Annotated in this window: 25 protein-coding genes; 7 read left to right on the forward strand and 18 right to left on the reverse strand. The window is 73.3% G+C overall.

The window, feature by feature from the left end; genetic code table 11:
• Window positions 1-154: 154 nt before the first annotated feature.
• The 5 genes from U5C87_RS06805 to U5C87_RS06825 form a co-directional block, all read right to left on the reverse strand.
• Entirely contained in the window at window positions 155-1,570 is a 1,416-nt protein-coding gene (locus U5C87_RS06805; protein ID WP_330475861.1) for a sensor histidine kinase, read from the reverse strand.
• Window positions 1,567-2,337 carry a response regulator transcription factor gene (locus U5C87_RS06810; protein WP_330475862.1) on the reverse strand — a complete coding sequence of 257 codons (771 nt, stop codon included), beginning with the start codon at window positions 2,335-2,337 and terminating at the stop codon, window positions 1,567-1,569. The genes U5C87_RS06805 and U5C87_RS06810 overlap by 4 nt, the downstream gene beginning before the upstream one ends.
• Window positions 2,338-2,534: 197 nt before the next feature.
• The gene (locus U5C87_RS06815) at window positions 2,535-3,005 is read right to left on the reverse strand and encodes a DedA family protein (protein ID WP_330475863.1); all 471 of its coding nucleotides are present in this window, start codon (window positions 3,003-3,005) and stop codon (window positions 2,535-2,537) included.
• Window positions 3,006-3,058: 53 nt separating this feature from the next.
• Entirely contained in the window at window positions 3,059-3,619 is a 561-nt protein-coding gene (locus U5C87_RS06820; RefSeq protein WP_330475864.1) for a cysteine hydrolase family protein, read from the reverse strand.
• A 76-nt stretch (window positions 3,620-3,695) separates the two neighbouring features.
• Window positions 3,696-4,133 (reverse strand): VOC family protein, encoded by a 438-nt coding sequence (locus tag U5C87_RS06825; RefSeq protein ID WP_443082103.1) that lies wholly within the window; start codon window positions 4,131-4,133, stop codon window positions 3,696-3,698.
• 58 nt (window positions 4,134-4,191) lie between these two features.
• Here U5C87_RS06825 and U5C87_RS06830 point away from each other — a divergent pair, with 58 nt between their 5' ends.
• The 5 genes from U5C87_RS06830 to U5C87_RS06850 all read left to right on the forward strand — a co-directional run bounded on the left by U5C87_RS06830 (window position 4,192) and on the right by U5C87_RS06850 (window position 8,200).
• The gene (locus U5C87_RS06830) at window positions 4,192-5,010 is read left to right on the forward strand and encodes an AraC family transcriptional regulator (protein WP_330475865.1); all 819 of its coding nucleotides are present in this window, start codon (window positions 4,192-4,194) and stop codon (window positions 5,008-5,010) included.
• 163 nt (window positions 5,011-5,173) lie between these two features.
• A complete protein-coding gene (locus tag U5C87_RS06835; RefSeq protein ID WP_330475866.1) occupies window positions 5,174-5,602 on the forward strand; it encodes a DUF2000 domain-containing protein in 429 nt (142 codons plus the stop codon).
• A 103-nt stretch (window positions 5,603-5,705) separates the two neighbouring features.
• Entirely contained in the window at window positions 5,706-6,563 is an 858-nt protein-coding gene (locus tag U5C87_RS06840; protein WP_330475867.1) for a TrmH family RNA methyltransferase, read from the forward strand.
• A gap of 151 nt (window positions 6,564-6,714) precedes the next feature.
• A complete protein-coding gene (locus U5C87_RS06845) occupies window positions 6,715-7,350 on the forward strand; it encodes a VOC family protein (RefSeq protein WP_030200539.1) in 636 nt (211 codons plus the stop codon).
• Window positions 7,351-7,486: 136 nt separating this feature from the next.
• Entirely contained in the window at window positions 7,487-8,200 is a 714-nt protein-coding gene (locus U5C87_RS06850; RefSeq protein WP_330475868.1) for a hypothetical protein, read from the forward strand.
• Between the two features lie 60 nt (window positions 8,201-8,260).
• Here the strand turns inward: U5C87_RS06850 and U5C87_RS06855 are convergent, their stop codons facing one another.
• The 10 genes from U5C87_RS06855 to U5C87_RS06900 form a co-directional block, all read right to left on the reverse strand.
• Window positions 8,261-8,785 carry an NUDIX hydrolase gene (locus U5C87_RS06855; RefSeq protein ID WP_330475869.1) on the reverse strand — a complete coding sequence of 175 codons (525 nt, stop codon included), beginning with the start codon at window positions 8,783-8,785 and terminating at the stop codon, window positions 8,261-8,263.
• Window positions 8,782-9,828, reverse strand: a complete 1,047-nt coding sequence (locus U5C87_RS06860; protein WP_330475870.1) for a hypothetical protein — start codon at window positions 9,826-9,828, stop codon at window positions 8,782-8,784. The genes U5C87_RS06855 and U5C87_RS06860 overlap by 4 nt, the downstream gene beginning before the upstream one ends.
• Window positions 9,829-9,954: 126 nt before the next feature.
• The gene (locus U5C87_RS06865; RefSeq protein WP_330475871.1) at window positions 9,955-10,293 is read right to left on the reverse strand and encodes a VOC family protein; all 339 of its coding nucleotides are present in this window, start codon (window positions 10,291-10,293) and stop codon (window positions 9,955-9,957) included.
• 111 nt (window positions 10,294-10,404) lie between these two features.
• Window positions 10,405-12,900, reverse strand: a complete 2,496-nt coding sequence (locus U5C87_RS06870; protein ID WP_330475872.1) for a heavy metal translocating P-type ATPase — start codon at window positions 12,898-12,900, stop codon at window positions 10,405-10,407.
• The gene (locus U5C87_RS06875) at window positions 12,897-13,115 is read right to left on the reverse strand and encodes a heavy-metal-associated domain-containing protein (protein ID WP_030200559.1); all 219 of its coding nucleotides are present in this window, start codon (window positions 13,113-13,115) and stop codon (window positions 12,897-12,899) included. The genes U5C87_RS06870 and U5C87_RS06875 overlap by 4 nt, the downstream gene beginning before the upstream one ends.
• Window positions 13,116-13,180: 65 nt before the next feature.
• The gene (locus tag U5C87_RS06880; RefSeq protein ID WP_020143728.1) at window positions 13,181-13,462 is read right to left on the reverse strand and encodes a metal-sensitive transcriptional regulator; all 282 of its coding nucleotides are present in this window, start codon (window positions 13,460-13,462) and stop codon (window positions 13,181-13,183) included.
• 54 nt (window positions 13,463-13,516) lie between these two features.
• Window positions 13,517-13,924 carry an MmcQ/YjbR family DNA-binding protein gene (locus tag U5C87_RS06885; protein ID WP_330475873.1) on the reverse strand — a complete coding sequence of 136 codons (408 nt, stop codon included), beginning with the start codon at window positions 13,922-13,924 and terminating at the stop codon, window positions 13,517-13,519.
• A 100-nt stretch (window positions 13,925-14,024) separates the two neighbouring features.
• Window positions 14,025-15,437, reverse strand: coding sequence for an adenylosuccinate lyase (purB, locus tag U5C87_RS06890; protein ID WP_330475874.1), 1,413 nt, complete (start codon window positions 15,435-15,437; stop codon window positions 14,025-14,027).
• A gap of 120 nt (window positions 15,438-15,557) precedes the next feature.
• Window positions 15,558-16,349: a VOC family protein gene (locus U5C87_RS06895; protein ID WP_330475875.1), complete on the reverse strand. Its 792-nt coding sequence runs from the start codon at window positions 16,347-16,349 to the stop codon at window positions 15,558-15,560.
• A 4-nt stretch (window positions 16,350-16,353) separates the two neighbouring features.
• Complete coding sequence (locus U5C87_RS06900; protein ID WP_443082104.1) at window positions 16,354-16,839, reverse strand: low molecular weight protein-tyrosine-phosphatase; 486 nt, start codon at window positions 16,837-16,839, stop codon at window positions 16,354-16,356.
• A gap of 288 nt (window positions 16,840-17,127) precedes the next feature.
• Between U5C87_RS06900 and U5C87_RS06905 the strand changes: the two genes are divergently transcribed.
• On the forward strand, window positions 17,128-17,559 hold the full coding sequence (locus tag U5C87_RS06905; RefSeq protein ID WP_330475877.1) for a YybH family protein: 432 nt from the start codon (window positions 17,128-17,130) through the stop codon (window positions 17,557-17,559).
• Window positions 17,560-17,568: 9 nt separating this feature from the next.
• Window positions 17,569-18,918, forward strand: a complete 1,350-nt coding sequence (locus U5C87_RS06910; RefSeq protein WP_330475878.1) for an MFS transporter — start codon at window positions 17,569-17,571, stop codon at window positions 18,916-18,918.
• Window positions 18,919-19,152: 234 nt separating this feature from the next.
• Here U5C87_RS06910 and galE read toward each other — a convergent pair whose 3' ends face one another.
• From galE to U5C87_RS06925, 3 genes are read right to left on the reverse strand one after another with little or no spacing between them, the layout of a single operon-like run.
• Window positions 19,153-20,169, reverse strand: a complete 1,017-nt coding sequence (gene galE / locus U5C87_RS06915; protein WP_330475879.1) for a UDP-glucose 4-epimerase GalE — start codon at window positions 20,167-20,169, stop codon at window positions 19,153-19,155.
• A 41-nt stretch (window positions 20,170-20,210) separates the two neighbouring features.
• A complete protein-coding gene (locus tag U5C87_RS06920; RefSeq protein WP_330475880.1) occupies window positions 20,211-21,107 on the reverse strand; it encodes a M56 family metallopeptidase in 897 nt (298 codons plus the stop codon).
• Window positions 21,108-21,142: 35 nt separating this feature from the next.
• The gene (locus U5C87_RS06925) at window positions 21,143-21,553 is read right to left on the reverse strand and encodes a BlaI/MecI/CopY family transcriptional regulator (protein ID WP_330475881.1); all 411 of its coding nucleotides are present in this window, start codon (window positions 21,551-21,553) and stop codon (window positions 21,143-21,145) included.
• Window positions 21,554-21,563 lie beyond the last annotated feature (10 nt).

Genomic DNA, 21,563 nt, shown 5'->3' on the forward strand with positions numbered 1-21,563 from the left:
GTGCTGCCGTGGTCCACATTCCGCGGGGCTGGCCTGGCGCGTCGATGAACCGGCGCATGGTGCTGCCGCTGGTGGGGTGATCACCCCACCGACCGCAGGACCATCGGCAGCGTCATCAGGTACGCCGTCCGCAGCCTTCGCGGCTCGGGTGGCGTCACGGGGTGTGAGGGTGGGGGAGGCGCAGGGTGAAGCGCGCCCCTCCCTCGGCTGCGTGCCCCGCCTCGACCGTGCCGCCGAGCACCTCGGCGAGCCGGCCGACGATGGCGAGGCCGAGGCCGGTGCCGACGGGGCGCAGGCCCCGGTAGCGCTCGTGCAGCACCGACGGCTCGAAGGCCACGGCGAGGTCGTCGTCGGTGAGTCCCGGGCCGCCGTCGCGCACCTCGACGACGTCGACACCGCCACGGGGACCGATCTCCCGCCGCACCTCGACGACGACCGGACGTCCGGCCGGCGTGACCCGCAGGGCGTTCTCGAGCAGCCCGTCGACGAGCTGGCGCACCCGGGCCGGGTCGGTGACGGTCCAGGCGTCGGCGACGGCAGGGACGAAGGCGAAGGGCACGCCGACGGCAGCGCAGCGCCGGGCCCAGACCGACTCGACCTCACGACCGAGGGCCACGAGGTCGGTGCGCTCGGGGGCGACGCTCGGGCGGTCGGCGCCGAGCCGGGCCAGGTCGAGCAGGTCACCGACGAGCCGCTCGAGCCGCTTGGCCTCGGTCAGCACGACTCCGCCGACGCGGGCGGTCTCCTCGGGCGGCACGACCTCACTCGCGAGCGACTCGGCGTAGCCGCTGATCCCGGTCAGGGGCGTGCGCAGGTCGTGCGACACCGACAGGAGGAAGTCGCGCTGGCGCCCTTCGGACCGGGACAGCGAGCCCGACAGGGAGTTGAGCGCGCTCGCGACCTCGGCCACCTCGTCCGGCCCCTCGACGGGGACCTGCACGTCTCGCCGGCCGGCCGCCAGGGCGTGGGCCGCGTCGGCCGTGCGCCGCAGCGGCATCGACAGCCGCCGGGCCATGGCGACGCTCACGACGACGGCGACCGCGGCGGTGATGAGCAGGGCCAGCAGGACCCGTCGCACGAGTCGGTCCGAGTCCGCCGTCGCGTCGGACCGGCGCTGGACCAGCACGATGCCGCCGGCGTCGGTCGGCCGGCCCTCGACGAGCACGAGGGTGCCGCCGAGGTCATCGCGCGCCGAGACCGTGCGTCCGGCGAGCAGGGCCCGCTGGCGCGCCGGTGTCAGGGCGTCCCGTGCGAGCGGGCTCGTCGACGTGACGGCCCCGCCGCGCCCGACGCTCGCCGACTCGATCCCGAGAGCCCCGAGGGTGCGCACGGCCCGGTTCTGGGCGACGCGCGCGGCCGCCCCGGAGTCGGCCCGCTCCGCCGCCGCGTCGGCGATCCGCGCGAGCGTGGTCCGGGCCGACTCGTCGACCGACGTGCGGGTCAGGCCGACGACGAGCAGGCCGGCGAGCAGGGCCGTGAGCACGGCGATCCCGACGGCGAGCAGCACGATCCGGCGCGAGAGCGACCCGCGCGACGCGGCCGCACCCGCGGTCACCGCGTCGGCCGTCACCGCGACCCCGGCCCGGCCGGGTCCGCGCCGTCACGCGGAGCCCGCTCGGCGGCATACCCCACCGAGCGCACCGTCCGGATCGGGCTCGCGTCGCCGAGCTTGGCGCGGACCTGCGCGACGTGGACGTCGACGGTGCGCGCACCGGCCGTCGCGGCATACCCCCACACGTCGCTGAGCAGCTGCTCACGGGTAAAGACGACACCCGGCCGTCGCAGCAGATGACTCAACAGGTCGAACTCCGTTGCGGTCAGGGCGATCTCGCGCCCGGCGACGCGCACCTCGTGGCTCGTCAGGTCGAGGGTGAGCTCGCCGAAGCGCAGCACCTCGGGAGCCGTGTTCTCCCCGCGCGTGCGCCGCAGCACGCCCCCGAGACGTGCCACGAGCTCGCGCGGGGAGAAGGGTTTGGTGACGTAGTCGTCGGCACCGAGCTCGAGCCCGACGATGCGGTCGACCTCGTCGTCGCGGGCCGTCACGAAGAGCACGGGGGTCCAGTCGCCGCGACCGCGCAGGCGCCGGCACACCTCGATGCCGTCGAGCACCGGCAGGCCGATGTCGAGCACGATGGCGCTGGGCCGCAGGTCGCGCGCCGCGTCGAGAGCGGTGGCGCCGTCGCCGACCACCTCGACGCCGTAGCCGGCCGCGCGCAGGTTGAGGCGCAGCACGTCGGCGATGGCCGGCTCGTCCTCGACGACGAGCACGAGGCCGCGACCGGTGTCAGGGCGATGGTCGGAGCGGCGGTCAGGGCCGGCGCCGGGCTCGGTGGACACGATCGCAGCGTAGTGAGCGCAGGCGCCGCGCACGTCACGCTCGTGTTCGAGTCGTGTCAGGACCGCACCACCACCCTTTCGTCGAGTGAGCGCTCGACCACAGTCGAGTGAGCGCTCCGCACCATCCTTGGCGGTGCGCGTGAGGCGGGGCGCTCAGTCGAGTGGGACGGGGCGCTCAGTCGAGTGGGGCGGGGCGCTCAGTCGAGTGGGGCGGGGCGCACGGCGCGGCGGCGGACCACGACCCAGGTGACGATGCCGGCGACCACGGCCAGCACGACGACGGCGCCCCACCACGAGCCGGCCTCGGCCGCGAGCCAGGCCTGCACGACCGCGAGCCCGACCGTCGCGTAGAGCACGGCCCAGACGACCGACCCGACGACGGCGGCCGGGAGGTACCAGCGCAACGGCATCCGGACGACGCCTGCCGTCAGGTGGATCGCGGTCTGGATGCCGACGGTGAGGTAGGAGAGCGTGACGGCGAAGGGCCCGAAGCGGTGGAGGAGCCTCTCGGCGCGCGCGGTCAGGTCACCGTGGGCTCCGCGGTAGCGACGCCATCCGGCGATGGCGCCCCGGCCCACCCAGTAGGTGCCGTTGGAGCGCACCATGGCGCTCGCGAAGAGCGCGAGGAACGCCTGCCAGAAGGGCAGCGCCGCCAACGTGTCGAGCATGGTCCAACCCTAGGCGGGCCCAGCGCGCCACCTGCCTCCGGTGTGGCCCTCCGTCAGCGCGAGCGGAAGTCGACCTCGGCCGCCGGCACGACGTCGCCCGTGCGCCCGGGCGAGTCCGACCAGGACCAGTAGGTGTTGGTGTGCGCGATGACCTGCTCGGCGCTGACCGGCACGCCCCACTGGCGCAGGTCCTCGGTGGTGTGGGCGTCCCCGACGAGCGTCGCGTCGTAGCCGCGGACGAGCGCTCCGTGCAGGGTCGAGCGGATGCAGGCGTCGGTCTGCGCGCCGGTGACGACGAGCCGCCCGACCTGCCGCTCGGCGAGCAGCGTCTCGAGGTCGGTGTCCTCGAAGGAGTCGCCGAAGCGCTTGTGCACGAGCGGCTCGCTCTCCTCGCGCGTCAGCTCGGGGACGTACTGCCACCCGTCGCTGTCGACCGGCATGTTGTCGTCGGAGTGCTGCACCCAGATGACGGGGACGTGCTCGCCCCGGGCCTTGTCGACGAGGGTGTTGATGCGGCCGATGACGCCGTCGCGGTCCCAGGCGTCGGCGACGACCTGCTGCTGCACGTCGATGACGAGCAGGGCCGTGTTGGGCCGCCCTTCGAGAGTGGTCATGGTGCTCGCACCTCCGTGTCTCGGTCTGCCGCGTTGTCCTGTCGACGCTACGCCGACGCACCGACAGCCGGGGCGTTCACGGCGCGACGGAAGGTGCGACGAGCAGGCAGAACGGGTGGCCCGCCGGGTCGGCGAGGACGACGAGCGGCTCGACCTCGTCGGCGGTGCGGTCGAGGAGCACCTCGGCTCCCAGCGCGACCGCCCGGTCACGGTGCCGTTCGAGCTCCACGAGCGACGGCACGGCGTAGTCGACGTGCAGCTGCATCGGCACGTCGTGCGACGGCCACGTCGGGCGGGGGAGCGGTTCGTCGACCCGCTGGAAGGCGAGCCGTCGCATGCCGTCCGCGTCGAGCAGCACGAGCCAGTCGGCGTCGTCCGGGGCCTCCGTGGGCGGCTCGTCACCGGGTCGGTAGTGCAGCCCGAGCAGCTCGCGGTAGAACTCCGCGAGACCGCGGGCGTCCTCCGTGTCGAGCGCGGTGTGCATGAGTCGCGGGTATGCCGTCTGCTCCGTCACGAGCCCTCCTCGGTGGACGTCCCCACCCTACGAGCGCCGCCGGGGCTACGGTGCCGGTGTGGAGGCCCGGACCGACCGCACGGTCTCGTGGCGGCCCGCGGTCGCGGGCGTCGCGGAGGTCTTCCATGCGCAGTGGCACGACCACGCCTACCCGGTCCACACCCACGACACGTGGACCCTTCTCGTCGTCGACGACGGCGTCATCGGCTACGACCTGGACCGCCACGACCACACCGCGGTCCGCTCTGGGGTCACCCTCCTGCCGCCGCACGTCGTCCACGACGGTCGGGCCCTGACGTCGGCTGGCTTCCGCAAGCGCGTCGTCTACCTCGAGGAGGACGTCATCGCGCCCGACCTCGTCGGTCGGGCCGTCGACGCGCCGCTCGTCCCGGACGCGGACCTGCGCCGCGCCGTCTCCCTCCTCGACCGCGCCCTCGTCGCGCGCGACGACCTCGAGGCCGAGTCGCGCCTCGCACTCGTCGTCGAGCGCCTCACCTCCCATCTCGTATGCCGTGTCGCCCCGCCCGCACCCACCGCCCGGTCTGCGGGTGGCCGGGTCGTGGGTGGCCGGGTCGCGGCGCTGGCGCGCGAGACGTTCGACGCGGACCCGGTCGGTGCCGACGGGATCGCCGCCGTGGCGGCCTCGCTCGGGGTCACGACACCGCACCTCGTGCGGTCGTTCGTCACGGCCTACGGCATCGCCCCGCACCAGTACGTCGTCGGCCGCCGGCTCGACCTCGCCCGTCGACGACTGCGCGACGGCGTCCCGGCAGCCCTCGTGGCGACCGAGTCCGGCTTCTACGACCAGGCGCACCTGACGCGGCACTTCAAGCGCTTCCTCGGCACGACCCCCGGCCGCTACCAGCGGGGCGTCTGACGGCACGGACGGGCGCGACGCCACCACCCGGCATACGTGATCGGGCATGTGGTCGGGCGCCCGCTGTCGTAGGACGACACCACCTGCGCGATCTCGCGCCCGATCTGCCGCAGGATCAACGACGTACAAGACGGTGGCCGCCGCCGCGCCGGACCATGGGCGCATGGACGACCTGCTGACCCCGCCCTTCGACACCAAGATCGCCGTCCTCGTGCGCGACGACCTCGAGCCCTGGCAGCGCCTCAACGTCACGGCCTTCCTCGTCAGCGGCGTCACGGCCGCGCACCCCGAGCTCGTCGGGCAGCCGTATGCCGACGCCGACGGTCACACCTACCTGCCCCTCCTCGGCATGCCGGTCCTCGTCTTCGAGGGGGTGTCGGCGACGCTGACCTCGGCCCACGACCGGGCGCTCCGACGCGGCACGGCGCTCGCCGTCTACACGCGGGAGATGTTCGCGACCGGCCACGACGCCGACAACCGCGCCGCGGTGGCGGGGGTCACGGCGGCGGACCTCGACCTCGTCGGCCTCGCGCTGCACGCCCCGAAGAACGCCGTCGACCGCATCCTCAAGGGCGCCCGCCTGCACCCGTGACGCGGACTGCGCCTCGCGTCACGGGCGGCTGTTCCCCCAGCATGCCGTGACACGAAGCGCAGGTCGTGTGGCGAGCCGGCGGCAGTGGGATGCTGGGCCCGCCATGACGAACCCGATGCACCCCACCCGCGAGCTGACCATCACGTCCGCCGCCAACCCCCGCCTCAAGGCCCTGCTCGGCCTGCGCCGCCGGCGCACCCGCGAGGAGACCGGCCAGACGCTCGTCGAGGGCTACGAGGAGATCGGCCTCGCCCTGTCGGCCGGCGTGCGGCCCGGCACGGTCTACGTCTGCGAGGAGCTCTTCAGCCCCGCCGGCCGCGCCGGGAGCCAGGACATCGGTCACCAGGGCGACCTGCTCGCGCGCCTGCGCGACGACCGCGTCGAGGTCGTGCACCTCAGCCGCAGCGCCTTCGAGAAGGTCAGCTACCGGGAGGGGCCTGACGGGCTCATCGCGGTCGTCGACCGCATCGGCGTCCCGCTCGCCGACCTGCGCGTCGACGGCCCCGACCACCTGACCCTGCTCAGCCAGGGCGTCGAGAAGCCCGGCAACCTCGGCGCCATGCTCCGCACCGCCGACGCCGCCGGGGTCGACGCCGTCATCGCGGCCGACCCCGTCACCGACTGGGGCAACCCCAACGTCGTGCGCGCGAGCAAGGGCACCGTCTTCGCGGTGCCTGCCGCGAGCGCCACGACGGCCGAGGCCCTCGAGTGGATCCGCGCCAACGACATCCGCCTCGTCGTCACGACCCCCGAGACCGACCTGCTCCACACCGACGTCGACTACACCGGCCGCGTCGCCATCGCCGTCGGCAGCGAGAAGCACGGCGCCGACCGCACCCTGCTCGACGCCGCCACGCACCGGGTCCGCATCCCCATGCACGGCAAGGCCAACAGCCTCAACGTCGCCGCGTCGGCCGCGATCGTCCTCTACGAGGCGGTCCGCCAGCGCGACGCCCGCTGACCCGGCACCCCCTGAGGGCGACGTCCGGAGGGCGCGACACGGCATACGCGATGACGTTCAGGTTTCATCCATGTGACGGGTGTGACGAGCCCCGCAGCCGGTGGGGAGGGGTGGTCAAGAGCACCCCTTGGCGTGTGCCACGATGTTCTGTATGCGAGTTGACCACGTCTCTTATGCAGCGGAGGCTGGTGGCCTCAAGGCCACGGCCGCCCGCCTGTCCGAGCTCATCGGCGTCGCGCCGGTCGACGGTGGGGTGCATCCCCGATTCGGCACGCGCAACGTCATCTTCCCGTTGGCCAAGGACCACTACCTCGAGGTCGTCGAGGTCCTGGACCACCCGGCCAGCGACAAGGCCCCCTTCGGCCAGGCCGTCCGTGCTGCCTCCGAGGCCGGCGGCGGCTGGCTCGGCTGGGTCGTCGCCGTCGACGACATCGCCAAGGTCGAGCAGCGCCTCGGCCGCGAGTCGGTCCCGGGCAACCGGCACCGCCCCGACGGCACCGAGCTCAAGTGGCGCCAGCTCGGCATCAAGGGCCTCATGGCGGACCCCCAGGTCCCCTACTTCATCGAGTGGGACGACATGACGGTGCACCCCTCCGCGGGCGCCGACACGTCGGTCTCCATCGACAACCTCCAGATCGCCGGTGACCCCAAGCGCGTGCGCGAGTGGCTCGGCCCGGAGGACACCTTCGACAAGGGCGGCATCGACTTCACGTTCGTCGCTCCGCACGGCACGCCCGGCCTGCTGTCGGTCACCTTCGACACCCCCGGCGGCAAGGTCACCATCTGACCCGCCCCAACTCGCACGCCAGACGGCGGTCACCCTTCGGGGTGGCCGCCGTTCGTCGTTCCCCGATGGCGTATGCCGTGTCGCGCGCCGGGCGGTCGTGCCCGGTCTGCCGGGGTGGCCGGGTTAGGGTGCCTGGATGCCCCAGGAGCCGGTGCACGAGCTGGACGGTCAGGTCCGCGGGTGGGGGAGGCTCCGCAGGGCCCCGTCCCTCGACCTCGAGGCGCTGCCGCCGGACGTCCGGACCGCGGTCGACGCGATGCTCGCCGGTCAGGAGGTCACGCTCCGGCGGGACGGGCGCGAGATCGGCGTGCTGGCGCACCGCCCGAGCGTGCTCGTCGGGACCGTCGTGGGCGGGCCGGAGCCGGGTCGCGCGGACGGGGACGGCGACCCCAAGGAGGCTGCGCCGCGGGTGCCGGACGGCGCCGTGGTCGTGGCCACGGCGACGAAGCTGTCGAGGGCGGCCCGTCAGCGGCTGTCGGACGAGCTGGGCGAGGGCTACGTCGTGCTCGACCTGCTCAGGGCCCCGACGAGCGCTGACGTCGTACTGACCCACCCGGTGAGCCCGCAGCTGCTCGGGTCGCTGCGGATGATGTTCCCCGACGCTCGGATCATCGTGACCGAGATCGAGGACGACGAGCTCGGCGTCAGTGCGCCGGGGCCCGTGAGCCGGCTGCTCGACGCCGGCGCCTCGGCCTACCTGCCGCCGCGCCCGTTGCGCGAGGTGGCCGCCAACGTGCACGCCTACCTGACCGGCTCGGGTGCGCCGCAGCTGACCGCGGGCAGTTCGGCGCCGGGGCCGGTCGCGACGTTGCCGTGGGCACCGACCGACGGGGTCGGCACACAGCCGTGAACCCCCGGCGCCCTGTGGGTGCTGGGGGCCTGTCCGAGGCGCGGCTGAGGGCGTGCCGCCTCACACCGCGGCGGGCTGCCAGAGGCCGGCGGCGTTGCGCCGATGGGTCATCCGGAAGTGTGTCGGGGCCTCGAGCCAGCCTCGCCGCTGCTGCTCCACGAGGGGCAGCAGGAACGGGCTGACGTCGTCGGTCGGGAGCCCGAGAGGGTCGAGCCACGCGACGTCGCGGATGTCGGGCTCGCCGTCCGGGACCCGGGGCGCCGGCCCGGGCTGCACCGCCGCGTCGAAGAAGCAGATGAGCTTGCGGGCGCGCCGCTCGTGCCACTCGTGCACGCACGTGGCGAGCAGGGCGCCGACCTCGACCGCGACGCCGGCCTCCTCGAGCGTCTCCCGGGCCGCGGCCTGCTCGAGGTCCTCGCCGGGGTCGACGTGACCGCCGGGCAGCTCCCACGAGGTCACGCCCAGGCGCTCGTGGCGGATCATCAGCCACTCGGAGCCCCGGCGCGGGACCGTGAAGGCCGTGACGGTCGTCGTCCATGGTGTCGGTGCGGAGGCACCGTCGGGCGCTGGTCCGCGGTCCGTCATGCCGTGGTCCTCGTCGAGCCGTCGGGTGCGCGGTCGGCTCGGTCGGTTCGGTCGGCGCGGTCGGCGCGACGAACGGCGAGGAGCGTGCCGACGGCGCCGACCGTCGCAGCGACGACGACGGCCACGAGCGGCGGCGCCGGCGGCGGGCCCCAGGCGGTGAGGGTCGTCTGCAGGGACGCGCCCATGACGCGGAGACCGTCGACGATCAACTCGACCAGGGCCTCGCGACGGATCGGCGTGCCGCGCAGTGCCTCGAGCACGTAGCGCACCGCCGTCAGCGCCGACGCGGTGACGACGAACAGGACGAGCGAGCCGACCCACGCGGCGACGCGGGCGAGCAGGTGGGCTCGCGCGGCTCCCACGAGAGCCAAGCCGACGCCGGCGCCGGCCAAGGCGGCGAGCAGCGTCGGCAGCAGCGTCGGCAGCCACGTCGGTCCCGGCGACCCGAGGCCGCCGAGCACGAGCTGGCCCAACCAGTCGGCGATGAAGACGGCGGCAGGCGCCGACGCCACCGCCCGCACCGCGGCACCACCGAGCGACACCGTGAGGCCGAGGACGAGACCGAGCAGCGCACCCGCGACGGTCACCGCGACGAACGCCACCCGCACCTGGTCGGCGGTCGTCCCGGAGCCGCCGAGGTCGGGGTCGGGGGAGAGGGTCTGCACGACCGACCAGCCAGCAGCGAGAAGGGCGCCGAGCGTCGTCAGCGCGGCGAGGACGAGGCGCCGGGAGCGGCGGGAGGTGCTGCACCACGGGGCGCTGCCGGCGAGCAGACCGGCCACGACCGTGACGACGACGAGCAGCGGCAGCAGCTGGTGGTGATAGGGCAGCAGGGCGTCGCGCAGGTCGTTGCGCGGGTTCCACGGCGTGCCGAAGGTGCCCTGCCGGGATCGCCGGACGATCCATGGCAGCAGGCCGACGAACCAGCCGAGCACGGCAGCGATCGGCACCACCCACGGGCTCGACCAGAGCCCCGACCCGAGCCGTGTCCCGCGGCCCTCGTCCGGCGGCGCCTGCTGTGGTGCTGTCGTCGTCGACGTCACCGTCTGACCTCCCCTGTCGTCACCGACGACCGGTCCGTCGTCGGTGACCAGAGCCCACCAGAGCGTGGCGGGCGCGTCAAACGGCAGGGGCGACTCGCGGGGGTCGCAACGAGTGGCGACGCCTCGTCAGGACTCGACGCAGAACTCGTTGCCCTCCGGGTCGGCCATGACGACGACGTCTCCGTCGCGGCCGATGACCGTCGCGCCCAGGGCCGTGAGCCGGTCCACCTCGGCCTCGACCGGGCCGACGGCGCGAAGGTCGAAGTGCTGCCGGTTCTTGGCGGTCTTGCCCTCCGGCACGGGCTGGAACCACAGGGTCGGCCCACCCCAGCCCGCCGGCTCGACCCACGCGCGCCGGTCCGTGCTGTCCTCGTCGACGTCCGAGCCGAGGGCCGCGGCCCAGAAGCCCGCGAGCCGCAGCGGGTCGGAGCAGTCGAACGTCACCGACTTCACGAAGGCCACCATGCCCCGAACCTAGCCGCCCGCCGCTCGCCACCACCCGTTTGAGGTAGGCGCGCCTCAGGGCTCGCTACCGGCATACCTCAAACCGGCGGCGACAGAGGGAGACCGGAGCTCTCAGCGGCCCCAGCGCTTGAGGCGCAGCGAGTTGCTGACGACGAGCACCGACGACAGGGCCATCGTCGCCCCGGCGATCATCGGGTTGAGCAGGCCGAACGCGGCGAGCGGGATGGCGGCCGTGTTGTAGCCGAACGCCCAGGCGAGGTTCTGCTTGATGATGCGCAGCGTCTCGCGCGAGAGGCCGATCGCGTCGCCGACCGCGTCGAGGTCGGGGCGCACGAGCACGATGTCGGCCGAGTCCATGGCGACGTCGGTGCCCGAGCCCATGGCGAGGCCGAGGTCGGCCTGGGCGAGCGCCGCGGCGTCGTTGACCCCGTCGCCGACCATGGCCACGACGCGTCCCGACTGCTGCAGCTCGGTGACGACGGCGTGCTTCTGGGCGGGCAGCACGTCGGCGCGCACGTGCGAGGCGTCGATGCCGACCTGCTCGGCGACGCTGCGGGCGTTGGAGGCGCTGTCGCCGGTCAGGAGGTAGGGCGTCAGGCCGAGGGCGCGCAGCCGGGCGATGGCCGCCTTGGACGACTCGCGCACGGTGTCCTCGACGGTGAGGGCGGCCTGCGCGACGCCGTCCCACCCGACGAAGACCGTGGTGCCGGCGCTCGCGCGGGCGTGCTCGAGCAGCTCGGGGGCGACGCTCTCGAAGAGCACCGCCTTGCCGACAGTGACCTCGGTGTCCTTGATCCGTGCGGTGGCGCCCTCTCCGGGGTTGGCCTCGAAGTCGTGGATCCGCGGCAGCTCGAGCCGGGCCAGGCGGGCGCCGTCGACGATGGCCTGCGCGATGGGGTGCTCGCTGCCCTGCTCGACGGCGGCGGCCGCGGTGAGAGCCGCCTTCTTCGAGAGCTTGCCGAGCACCGCGATGCTCCGCAGTCGCAGCTCGCCGGTGGTCACGGTGCCGGTCTTGTCGAGCACGACGGTGTCGACGCGGCGAGTGTCCTCGAGCACCTGCGGGCCCTTGATGAGGGTGCCGAGCTGCGCGCCGCGCCCGGTGCCGACGAGCAGCGCCGTCGGGGTCGCGAGGCCGAGCGCACAGGGGCAGGCGATGATGAGGACGGTCACGGCGACGGCGAGCGAGGTGCCGAGGTCGTGGCCCGTCGCGAGCCACGCGACGAACGTCACGAGGGCCAGCACGAGCACGACCGGGACGAAGACCGACGAGACCCGGTCGGCGAGGCGCTGCACGTCGGCCTTGCCGGTCTGGGCGGTCTCGACGAGGCGCTGGATGCCGGCGAGCATCGTGTCGGCCCCGACCTTGCGGGCCTCGACGACGAGGCGCCCGGTCGTGTTGATCGAGCCGCCGGTGACGTCGTCGCCGGGGGAGACGTCGACCGGGGTCGACTCGCCGGTGACGAGGCTCGCGTCGACGGCGCTCGACCCGTCGCGCACGACGCCGTCGGTCGCGACCTTCTCGCCCGGGCGCACGACGAACTGGTCGCCGACGACGAGCTGGTCGACCGGGATCCGCAGCTCGCTCGTGATCCGCGACTGCGGGTCGATGCGCAGGACGGAGACGTCCTTGGCGCCGAGGTCGAGCAGCGAGCGCAGCGCGTCCTTGCCCGAGTCCTTGGCGCGCGCCTCGAGGAAGCGGCCGACGAGCAGGAACGTCGTGACGACCGACGCGACCTCGAAGTAGAGGTGCATGCCGCCCTGGAGCAGCTTGACGACGGAGTAGCCCCACGCCGCGAGCACGCCGAGCGAGACGAGGGTGTCCATCGTCGAGGCGAGGTGGCGGGCGTTGACGGCGGCGGCGCGGTGGAAGGGCCACGCGCACCAGAAGACGACGGGCGTCGCGAGGAGCAGCTGCAGCCACGGGCTGGCGCCGAACGACGGCAGCACCATGGCGAGCAGCAGGACCGGGACGGTCAGCGCGATCGCGACGAGCAGGCGCGGCTTCAGCACGTTCTGGGCGGGCGTGTGCTCGAGGTGGTCCTCGCCACCGGCGCCTGCGTGCCCTCCCGAGCCGTGCGCTGACGAGCCGGACGATCCGGACGAGGGCGTATGCCGTGTGGCGGACTGGGTCGAGGAGGCCGGGGCCGTCCGGGCCTGGCTCTCCTGCGGCGCCGCGGCCCGGACCTTCTGCCGGGCCAGCTCCTGGGCGCGCAGCTTCTCGAGCAGCGCCCCGGCGGCAGGTCGGTCGGCGGCAGGCGTGTCGACCCGGCCGTCCGCGGACTCCACGGGGGCACTCTCGGGCGACGCGGCATACGCCGTCTGCGAGGGGGCCGCCCCGGAGGCGGGGCGCGAGCCGTCGATGACGGTGGCGCCGTAGCCGGTCTTCTTCACCTCGGCGAGGATCTGCTCGACCGTGACGGGGGCGGTGAACGAGACGAGCGCCTTCTCGGTGGCGAGGTTGACGGTCGCCGACTCGACGCCGGCGACCTTGGAGAGCTTGCGCTCGATGCGCGCGGAGCAGGAGGCACAGGTCATGCCGGTGATGGCGAGGCGGACCTCGTCGGGGTCCCGCTTCGCCGTGGCGACCGGCGCCTGGCCCTCGCTCATCGGAGGCTGTAGCCCGCCTCGGCGACGGCGTCGGCGACGACGGCCGGGTCGAGGGGGGCCTCGCTCGTGATGGTGACGGGGGAGTCCTCGCCGGGGTGCAGGTCGACCGCGACGGCGGTGACGCCGGGCAGCGACGACAGCTCGTTGCTGACCGCGGCGCTGCAGTGGCCGCACGTCATGCCGGCGACGGTGATCTCGGTCTGGGTGGTGCTCATCGGGTGCCTCCTCAGGCGGTGGTCGGGTTGCGTCGGGGCGCTCGGCTGCGGACTCGGCTGTGGACTCAGCTGCGGACCAGGCGGGCGATGGCCTCGGAAGCCTCGCGCACCTTCTCGGCGGCGGCCTCGTCGGACTCGCGGGCGGCGTCGACGACGCAGTGGGCGACGTGGTCCTCGAGCAGGCCGAGGCTGACGGCCTGCAGGGCCTTGGTGATGGCGCTGACCTGGGTCAGGATGTCGATGCAGTACGTGTCGGTGTCGACCATCTTCTGCACGCCGCGCACCTGACCCTCGATGCGGCGCAGGCGCTTCAGGTAGTCGTCCTTGCTGCCGGTGTATCCAGCCATGGGCACCTCCTCGTCGTGGTCAACATGATACCCCTCTGGGGTATTCCTGACGGGTCACGGCTCGCCGAGCAGCTCCGTGGTCAGCCGCTTCGGGGCCTTGGCGAGCCAGGCGTCGGTCACGACCTCGCGGATCTCCTGCGCCGTGAGCCGGCCGATGTCGCGCTCGAGCAGGAGCACGGCGTTGTAGCCGTTCCAGTGCGGCGTCGTGAACCACGGCGAGTCGGGGTCCGAGACCATCGACTCCTTGTCCTCGGCCGTGCACGAGAAGGCGAGCACGTCCTCGTAGGGCTGACCCGTCTCCGGGTCGACGGCGTCCTTGCGCGGTCCGCGGGCGAACGCGAACGTCTTGCCCCGCACCTGGAAGGAGGGCCGCCCACCGGACGGCGGGTCGCGCGTCACCTCGGGCAGCGCGAGGGCTGCCTCGTCGATGTCGCTGAGCCGGGCGGCGCGTGAGCGGGCCATGCCTCGGCACGTTACCGCCGAGCGCTGACCTCAGGCGCGGAAGTCACCAGCGAACGCCGCGTGGCGAGAGCGTGGGTCCCGACGAGTCGGGCGCATGCCGTCAGGCGAGGTAGTCGTCGACGAGCCGGCTCGCGAGGGCGGTGTAGGTCTGCGGCGTCAGGGCCACGAAACGGGCCTCGACGTCGGCGGGCAGGCCCAGCCCACGCACGAACTCGCGCAGGTCGTCGCCGTCGATGCGGCGCCCGCGGGTCAGCTCCTTGAGCCGCTCGTAGGGCTCCTCCATGCCGGGGACGCCCTGGGCACCGAGGGCCCGCATGGCCGACTGGATGGGCTCGCCGAGCACCTCCCAGTTGGCCTCGAGGTCGGCCGCCATGCGCTCGGGCACGGCGTCGAGGCCGGCGAGGCCACGGGCGACGTTGTCGAGCGCGAGCATCGAGTGGCCGAAGGCCGTGCCGATGTTGCGCTGCATGCTCGAGTCGGTGAGGTCGCGCTGCAGCCGGCTCTGGACGAGCGTGCCGCCGAGGACGTCGAGCAGCGCGTTGCTCACCTCGAGGTTGGCCTCGGCGTTCTCGAAGCGGATCGGGTTGACCTTGTGCGGCATGGTGCTCGACCCGACGGTGCCCTGGCCACGCACCTGCGCGAAGTAGCCCATCGAGATGTAGGTCCACACGTCGGTGCAGAGGTTGTGCAGGATGCGGTTGAAGCGCGCGACGTCGGCGTAGAGCTCGGCCTGCCAGTCGTGGCTCTCGATCTGGGTCGTCAGCGGGTTCCACGTCAGGCCGAGGGCCTCGACGAACGCCTTGGACACGGCGGGCCAGTCGACGTCGGGGAGGGCGAGCGCGTGGGCGCCGAACGTGCCGGTGGCGCCGTTGAACTTGCCGAGGTACTCCTGCTGCTCGATGCGGCGCAGCTGCCGGCCGAGGCGGTGCGCGAGGACCGCGAGCTCCTTGCCCATCGTCGTCGGCGTCGCCGGCTGGCCGTGGGTGTGCGCGAGGAGCGGCACGTCCTTGAGCTCACGGGCCATCTGCGACACCTGCGCGACGAGGGCCTGCGCCTTGGGCAGCCACACCTGCTCGACGGCGCCCTTGACCATGAGGGCGTAGGAGAGGTTGTTGACGTCCTCGCTCGTGCAGCCGAAGTGGATGAGCTCGGCCAGGCCCTTGTCCTCGTCCGCCGGCGCGATGGCGCTCAGGCGCTTCTTGAGGAAGTACTCGACGGCCTTGACGTCGTGGACCGTGACGCGCTCGATCTCGCCGAGCTCGGCGACCTCGCCGGTGCCGAAGTGCTCGACGACCGCCCGCAGCGCCGCGACCTCGTCGTCGGTCAGCTGCCGCACGCCCGGCACGACGCCGTGGCTCGTCTGGTGGATGAGCCACTCGATCTCGACGTGCACCCGCTGCCGGTTGAGCGCCGCCTCCGACAGGTGGTCGACGAGGGGCGCGACGGCGCCGCGGTAGCGACCGTCGAGCGCCCCGAGCGCGATGGGCGGGGATGCGTCAGCAAGCGAAGCCATGGCGCCATCCTCCCAGAGCGCAGGGAGTGGTTCGTATGCCGTCCGCCCCGGTCGGGTGGGTGGGCGCGGTCCCGGGCACACGGCATACGCGGTCGGTGCGTCTGTCGGTCGGGCGGCGCGTCAGTCCAGGTCGGGGACGAGGAGCGAGAACACCTCTCCCTCGGGGCCGCTCAGCACCGCGCCGACGCCGTAGGGGCCGTCGAAGGGGCCCTGGAGGAGGGTGGCGCCGAGGTCGAGCGCGCGGGCGAGGCCGGGGACGACGTTGCGCGTCGCGAACGAGGCGACCCAGTGCGGCGGGATCTCGGCCGGCCACTCGTCGTCGATCTCGGCGAGCCCGAAGGCGGGGTTGCCGTCGCCGGTGTGCGCCGTCGCCCAGCGCGGGCCGCCGGGCTCGGTCTCGTCGGTGAACTCGTGCCCGAAGACGGCCAGCGAGAAGCCCTGCACGCGGTCGTAGTCGCGGGTCAGCAGCTCGTTCCACGTCAGCGAACCCGGCTCGTCGAGCACCCCGCTGCCCGGGAGGTCACCGGGCTCCCACAGGCCGAAGTAGGCGCCGCCGGGGTCCATGGCGATGAGGGTGCGCGACAGGGCGCCGATGGAGACCGGGCGCCCCAGCGTGCGGCCGCCGTAGGCGTTGATGGCGCGCGCCGCCACCTCGATGTCGCCGACGCGGAGGTAGGTCGTCCACTGGCTCGGGATCGGCGCGGCGTCGGGCTTGCGGCTGATGCCGGCGACGGGGTGGCCGTCGAGCAGCGCCATCGTGTAGCCGCCCGTGGCGGGGTCACCGGCGAGCCACTGCCAGCCGAAGAGCTCGCTGTAGAAGGTCTTGGCGCGCGGGACGTCGCTGACGAGCAGGTCGACCCAGCACGGGGATCCATAGGGATAGTCAGGCACGGTCAGGTTCAGGTCTCGCATCAGGTCAGGGCTGCTCCGGGTCCACGCGGCGGCGCGTCTGGTCGGCCAGCCGGCCGTCCAGCTGTCCCCTGACGTGGTGAAGGATGCCACGGCACGCGGCCTCGACCTCCGCGAAACACCGGGCGAAGTGCTCCTCGTCGCCGTACCAGGGGTCGCCCGTCTCGAGGGTGCCGGCCGCGACGGCGGCGGGGTCGAACTCGCGCACGAGACGGATCTTGCCCCGGTTGTCCGGCGTGCGGGCCAGGCGGTTCAGGGTGCGCACGTGCCCCTCGTCGGAGGCGAGGACGAGGTCGACCTCGTCGAACTCCTCCGGGTCGAACTCGCGCGCGCGGTGACGCGACCCGTCGTAGCCGTGCCGGGCGAGCACCGCGACGGTGCGCGGGTCGGCGTGCTCGCCGACGTGCCAGTCACCGGTGCCGCTCGAGGAGACTCGGACGTGCCCGGTCAGGCCGGCGTCGTCGACCATGCGCTGGAGGATCACGTGACCCATGGGAGACCTGCAGATGTTGCCGCTGCACACGAAGGTGACATGGAGTGGGCGCGACGACATGGTGCCCATTGAACACTGCGAAAGGGGCGCCAAGGCCCGAAGCGCGACGACTCCTCGTCCCGGGTTTGTCCTTGGTTCGTCCCGGGTGTCGACACGGCGTCCGCCAGGGGCCTTTCCGGGCGTCGACAGGGTCGTCGTCGGGGGTCGGCCGGGGTCAGCGAGGGGCCGGAGTGGCTCGTGTGACGGGGGTGACGGGGTGTTGTCGGTGGTCGATGCCACGGTGTGGCCATGACGACGACCGCGCAGCCGACCGCGCACCCGACCGCTCAGGGCGCCACCGCACCCGAGGCCCTCGAGTCCGCCTTCGCCGCCTGCGTCGCCGCGGGCGACCTCGACGCGCTCGTCGGGCTGTATGCCGCCGACGCCGTCGTCAGCCTGCCGCGCGGTCGCGAGGCGGCCGGGTCCGCCGCGATCCGCGAGGCCTTCGCGCGGGCCCTGGCGGCGGGCGTGCTCGGTGGCGACGACACGGCTGTGAGCTCGCGTGCCGTCGTCAGCGGCGACCTCGCCATGACGACGTCCACGACCGGCGACGGCACGGTGCGCACCCAGGTCGCGCGGCGCACCGCCGAGGGCCGGTGGGTGTGGGTCCGCGACGGGTCGCGCCTGCGCGAGGTCGAGGCCGCTCTGCCCGCGGTGCCGGGCGCTCTCGCCGTGGCGTAGTTTCGCTCTGTGACCGACGCACCTCCCGGCCCCGAGGCTCCGGCGCCGCCCGAGGGTACGCGTCGCTCGCACTTCGTCGACCTGAGGCCGCTGCGGGTCAGCCCGGCCTTCGCGCGGCTCTGGTTCGGCAACACCCTCGCCGGCATCGGCACGTTCGTCACCAACACGGCCGTCGGACTGCACATCTACGACCTGACCCGCTCGACCTTCATGGTCTCGCTCGTCGCCTGGTTCTCGCTGCTGCCGATGATCGTCGCGGGCCTCTACGGCGGCGCGATCGCCGACCGTTTCGACCGGCGCACCGTGGCCCTGTCGGCCTCGACCGTGGCGTGGGCGTCGACGGTCGTGCTCGCGACCATCGTGTGGCTCGGCGCCGAGCAGGTCTGGATGTTCTACGTCATCACGACCGTCAACGCCGTGGCCGCGACCATCGCCTCGGCGACCCGGCAGGCGATCACGCCGAGGCTGCTGCCGCGCGACCAGCTGCCCAAGGCGGCGGCCCTGCTCGGCATCTCGGCGGGTGTCATGGTGACGGTCGGCCCCGGCATCGCGGGTGTCCTCGTCGCGCGGGCCGGCTACGCGTGGACGTACACCGTCGACGTCGTGCTCTTCTTCGCCGGCTTCTTCGGCCTCTGGACCCTGCCCCGCATCCGGCCCGAGGGGGAGCACGCGCCGGCCGGCGGGTTCCGTTCGGTGGTCGACGGGCTCGCCCACCTGCGACGGGCGCCCAACGTCCGGATGAGCTTCGTCGTCGACATCATCGCCATGACCTTCGGCCAGCCCATGGTGCTCTTCCCCGCCGTGGGCGCGATCATCATCGGCGGCGGCTCGGTCACGGCGGGGATCCTGCTCGCGTCGTTCGCCGTCGGGGGCATCCTGTCGAGCCTCGGCTCGGGGCGGGTGACCGGGCTGCGCTGGCAGGGCCGGGCGATCCGCAACTCCATCGTCGCGTACGGCCTCGGCATCCTCGGCTTCGGCGTCGTGCTGGCTGTCACGACGCTCGGCGGCTTCGCCGTCACCTCGATGGACTTCGGCGACGTCAACCGGTGGGCGCTCGCGCTGGCGGCGGTCGGGCTGGCCGTGGCGGGTGGCGCCGACAACATCAGCGCGATCTTCCGCCAGTCGATCCTGCAGGCCGCGGTGCCGGACCACCTGCGCGGCCGCACGCAGGGCGTCTTCACCGTGGTTGTCACCGGAGGGCCCCGGCTCGGTCAGATGTTCGCCGGCACCCTGGCCACGCTGACGGCGACGTGGGTCCCGTCCGTGGTCGGCGGCGTCCTCGTCGTCGTGCTCGTCGTCGTCACGGTCTCGCGGGTCACCTCGTTCCGCGACTACGACGCCCTCGACCCCCAACCCTGACCGTCGAGTGAGCGCCCCGCCCCACACCGCCATCAAAGCCGTCGAGTGGCCACGTCGTCACGCGACTCATCCGTGAAACGGATGGGACGACGCGCTCACTCGAGTGTGCGTCCCGGTCTCAGACCATCGTCGAGTGAGCGCCCCGCCCCACACCACCGTCGAGTGGCCCCGTCGTCACACCACTCAGTCGTGGAGTTGGTGGGACGGCGCGGCCACTCGAGTGGAGAGCGGGACTCAGTCGTCGGGGTAGCCGGTGGGGTTGGCGCTCTGCCAGCGCCACGTGTCGACGCACATGTCGTCGATGGTGCGCGTCGCCCGCCACCCCAGCTCGTGGTTGGCCTTGGTCGGGTCGGCGTAGGACACGGCGACGTCACCGGCGCGACGCTCGACGACGCGGTAGGGCAGCTCGCGGCCGACGGCCCGCTCGAACGCGTGCAGCATCTCGAGCACGGTCGTGCCGTGGCCGGTGCCGAGGTTCCACACCCCGACGGGCTCGTCCATCGAGCCGAGCTTGGTCAGCGCGGCGAGGTGCCCGGCGGCGAGGTCCTCGACGTGGATGTAGTCCCGCGCGCCGGTCCCGTCGGCGGTGTCGTAGTCGTCGCCGTAGACCTGGAGGTACTCGCGCCGGCCGACCGCGACCTGGGAGATGTAGGGGACGAGGTTGTTGGGGATGCCCTGCGGGTCCTCGCCCATCGTGCCGCTGACGTGCGCACCGACCGGGTTGAAGTAGCGCAGCAGCGCGAAGCGCATGCTCGGGTGGGCGGCCGCGACGTCGCGCAGGATCTGCTCCTGCATGACCTTGGTCCAGCCGTAGGGGTTGGTCGCCGAGGTCTGGCGGTCCTCGGTGGCCGCCTCCTGGTTGGTGCCGTAGACCGTGGCGGACGAGCTGAAGACGAGCTTGTCGACGCCGTGCAGCCGCATGGCCCGCACGAGGGAGAAGGTCGAGCCGAGGTTGTTCTCGTAGTACTCGAGCGGCAGCTCGACGCTCTCGCCGACGGCCTTGAGGCCAGCGAAGTGGATGACCGCGTCGATCTTCTCGTTGGCGAAGAGGTGCTCGGTCTTGTCGTGGTCGGTCAGGTCGAAGGAGTGGACCGGCAGGTGCGTGCCGGTCAGGGCCTCGAGCCGGTTGACCACCGTCGGCTTGCTGTTGGCGAAGTTGTCGACGATGAGCACGTCGTGCCCGGCGGCGATGAGCTGGACCACGGTGTGCGAGCCGATGTAGCCGGCTCCGCCGCTGACGAGTACGCGCATGCGGTCACCCTATCGACCGGCGTCGCCGGGCAGGGAGGGGATCAGACGAGCGTCAGCTCGGTGATCGCGGCCGAGTAGAGCGCGAGGGGCGCGACGACGAGAAGGGCCGACACGGCATACATCCCCGCCGCGGCGACGGGCAGCGGCAGGCCACCGATGTGCTCCGCGTCGAGCAGGCCGATCCGCGCGGTGGCGACGCGGGTGCTGTCGGACATCGCCATGGCGCCCGCCGGCTTGGGGCCGCCGGCCATCGCGACGATGGCGCGACCGGTGTGGACGGGGCCCGCGTGCCGCACGGCGGCCCGGTCGGCGAGCACCTCGATGAGCAGGCCCACCTCGCGCAGCGCAGCGTCGCAGCGCAGGAAGCCGGGCATCGCCTCGTGGACGACGGTGAAGAACTCCATGACGAGGTCGTGCCGGGCGCTGAGGTGGGCGCGCTCGTGGGCGAGGACCGCCGACAGCTCGTCGGGGCCGAGCCGGTCGAGGGTGCCCTGGGTGAGGACGACCCGGCGGCGCACACCGGGCACGCAGTAGGCCGTCGGCGTCGTGTGCTCGAGCACGCGCATGTGGCGGTCGGCGCCCTCGCCGGGCACGCCGAGGAGGTCGACGAGGTCGCGGTGGCGGCGGCGGGCGGCCCGGAGGTTGCGGCCGACACGGTCGCCGGACAGGAGCAGCCGCACGGCGACGACCCCGCTCAGGGCTGCGGCGACGGCGAGCACCGCCCAGTGCTCCGAGAGCCGCACCTGCCGGCCGACGAGCAGCGGAATCGCGGCGGGGGCCGCGAGCAGCGCGGCCAGCACGGCGGCGACGGCGGTCGACTGCCACAGCACGAGCGCGGCCCGGGGCGCGCGTCGGAGAGCCGTCGCGCGAGCCAGGACGCGCGGCACCGGCCACGCGAGCAGGATCGCGAGGACGACGAGGGACGCGACGAGGAGCACGTGATCAGTGTGGAGGGTCCGGGGCGCGCTCGGGGTCAGCCGGCACGTTCTGGTCGGCGGGCCTCGAGCTCGGCCAGCGCGGCCTTGAGCTCGTCGATCTCCTCGGGCGTCGACTCGTCGAGGAAGTGGAGCAGCGCCGTGCGGCGCTTGTCGCCGGCGAGCTCGCCGAGCGTGTGGTGCAGCGACTCGGACGTGAGCTCGGCGCGGGTGGAGGCCGCGGTGTAGCGCCAGGCCCGCCCGTCGCGCTCGCGGTTGACGAGGCTCTTCTTGGCCATCCGGTCGAGCACGGTCATGAGGGTCGTGTAGGCGAGCCCGCGCTCGACCCCGATGGCGTCGTGGACCTCACGCACGGTGCGGCCCTCGGGGTGGGCCTCGGCGGTGGTCCAGAGCTCTTCCATGACGACGCGCTCGAGGTCGCCGAGACGGTTCTTCGGGGTGCTGGGCATGGCGGTCCAA

It is taken from the genome of Terrabacter sp. C0L_2, assembly GCF_036352015.1.
Lineage (GTDB): Bacteria > Actinomycetota > Actinomycetes > Actinomycetales > Dermatophilaceae > Terrabacter > Terrabacter tumescens.

Excerpts from the sequence above, each read along its gene's own strand:
- U5C87_RS06815 (WP_330475863.1), bottom strand. The coding sequence starts at position 3,005 with ATGCTCGACACGTTGGCGGCGCTGCCCTTCTGGCAGGCGTTCCTCGCG.
- U5C87_RS06820 (WP_330475864.1), bottom strand. The coding sequence starts at position 3,619 with ATGACCACTCTCGAAGGGCGGCCCAACACGGCCCTGCTCGTCATCGAC.
- U5C87_RS06835 (WP_330475866.1), top strand. The coding sequence starts at position 5,174 with ATGGACGACCTGCTGACCCCGCCCTTCGACACCAAGATCGCCGTCCTC.
- U5C87_RS06840 (WP_330475867.1), top strand. The coding sequence starts at position 5,706 with ATGACGAACCCGATGCACCCCACCCGCGAGCTGACCATCACGTCCGCC.
- U5C87_RS06845 (WP_030200539.1), top strand. The coding sequence starts at position 6,715 with ATGCGAGTTGACCACGTCTCTTATGCAGCGGAGGCTGGTGGCCTCAAG.
- U5C87_RS06850 (WP_330475868.1), top strand. The coding sequence starts at position 7,487 with ATGCCCCAGGAGCCGGTGCACGAGCTGGACGGTCAGGTCCGCGGGTGG.
- U5C87_RS06855 (WP_330475869.1), bottom strand. The coding sequence starts at position 8,785 with ATGACGGACCGCGGACCAGCGCCCGACGGTGCCTCCGCACCGACACCA.
- U5C87_RS06865 (WP_330475871.1), bottom strand. The coding sequence starts at position 10,293 with ATGGTGGCCTTCGTGAAGTCGGTGACGTTCGACTGCTCCGACCCGCTG.
- U5C87_RS06870 (WP_330475872.1), bottom strand. The coding sequence starts at position 12,900 with ATGAGCGAGGGCCAGGCGCCGGTCGCCACGGCGAAGCGGGACCCCGAC.
- U5C87_RS06875 (WP_030200559.1), bottom strand. The coding sequence starts at position 13,115 with ATGAGCACCACCCAGACCGAGATCACCGTCGCCGGCATGACGTGCGGC.
- U5C87_RS06880 (WP_020143728.1), bottom strand. The coding sequence starts at position 13,462 with ATGGCTGGATACACCGGCAGCAAGGACGACTACCTGAAGCGCCTGCGC.
- U5C87_RS06885 (WP_330475873.1), bottom strand. The coding sequence starts at position 13,924 with ATGGCCCGCTCACGCGCCGCCCGGCTCAGCGACATCGACGAGGCAGCC.
- purB (WP_330475874.1), bottom strand. The coding sequence starts at position 15,437 with ATGGCTTCGCTTGCTGACGCATCCCCGCCCATCGCGCTCGGGGCGCTC.
- U5C87_RS06895 (WP_330475875.1), bottom strand. The coding sequence starts at position 16,349 with ATGCGAGACCTGAACCTGACCGTGCCTGACTATCCCTATGGATCCCCG.
- U5C87_RS06900 (WP_443082104.1), bottom strand. The coding sequence starts at position 16,839 with ATGGGTCACGTGATCCTCCAGCGCATGGTCGACGACGCCGGCCTGACC.
- U5C87_RS06905 (WP_330475877.1), top strand. The coding sequence starts at position 17,128 with ATGACGACGACCGCGCAGCCGACCGCGCACCCGACCGCTCAGGGCGCC.
- galE (WP_330475879.1), bottom strand. The coding sequence starts at position 20,169 with ATGCGCGTACTCGTCAGCGGCGGAGCCGGCTACATCGGCTCGCACACC.
- U5C87_RS06925 (WP_330475881.1), bottom strand. The coding sequence starts at position 21,553 with ATGCCCAGCACCCCGAAGAACCGTCTCGGCGACCTCGAGCGCGTCGTC.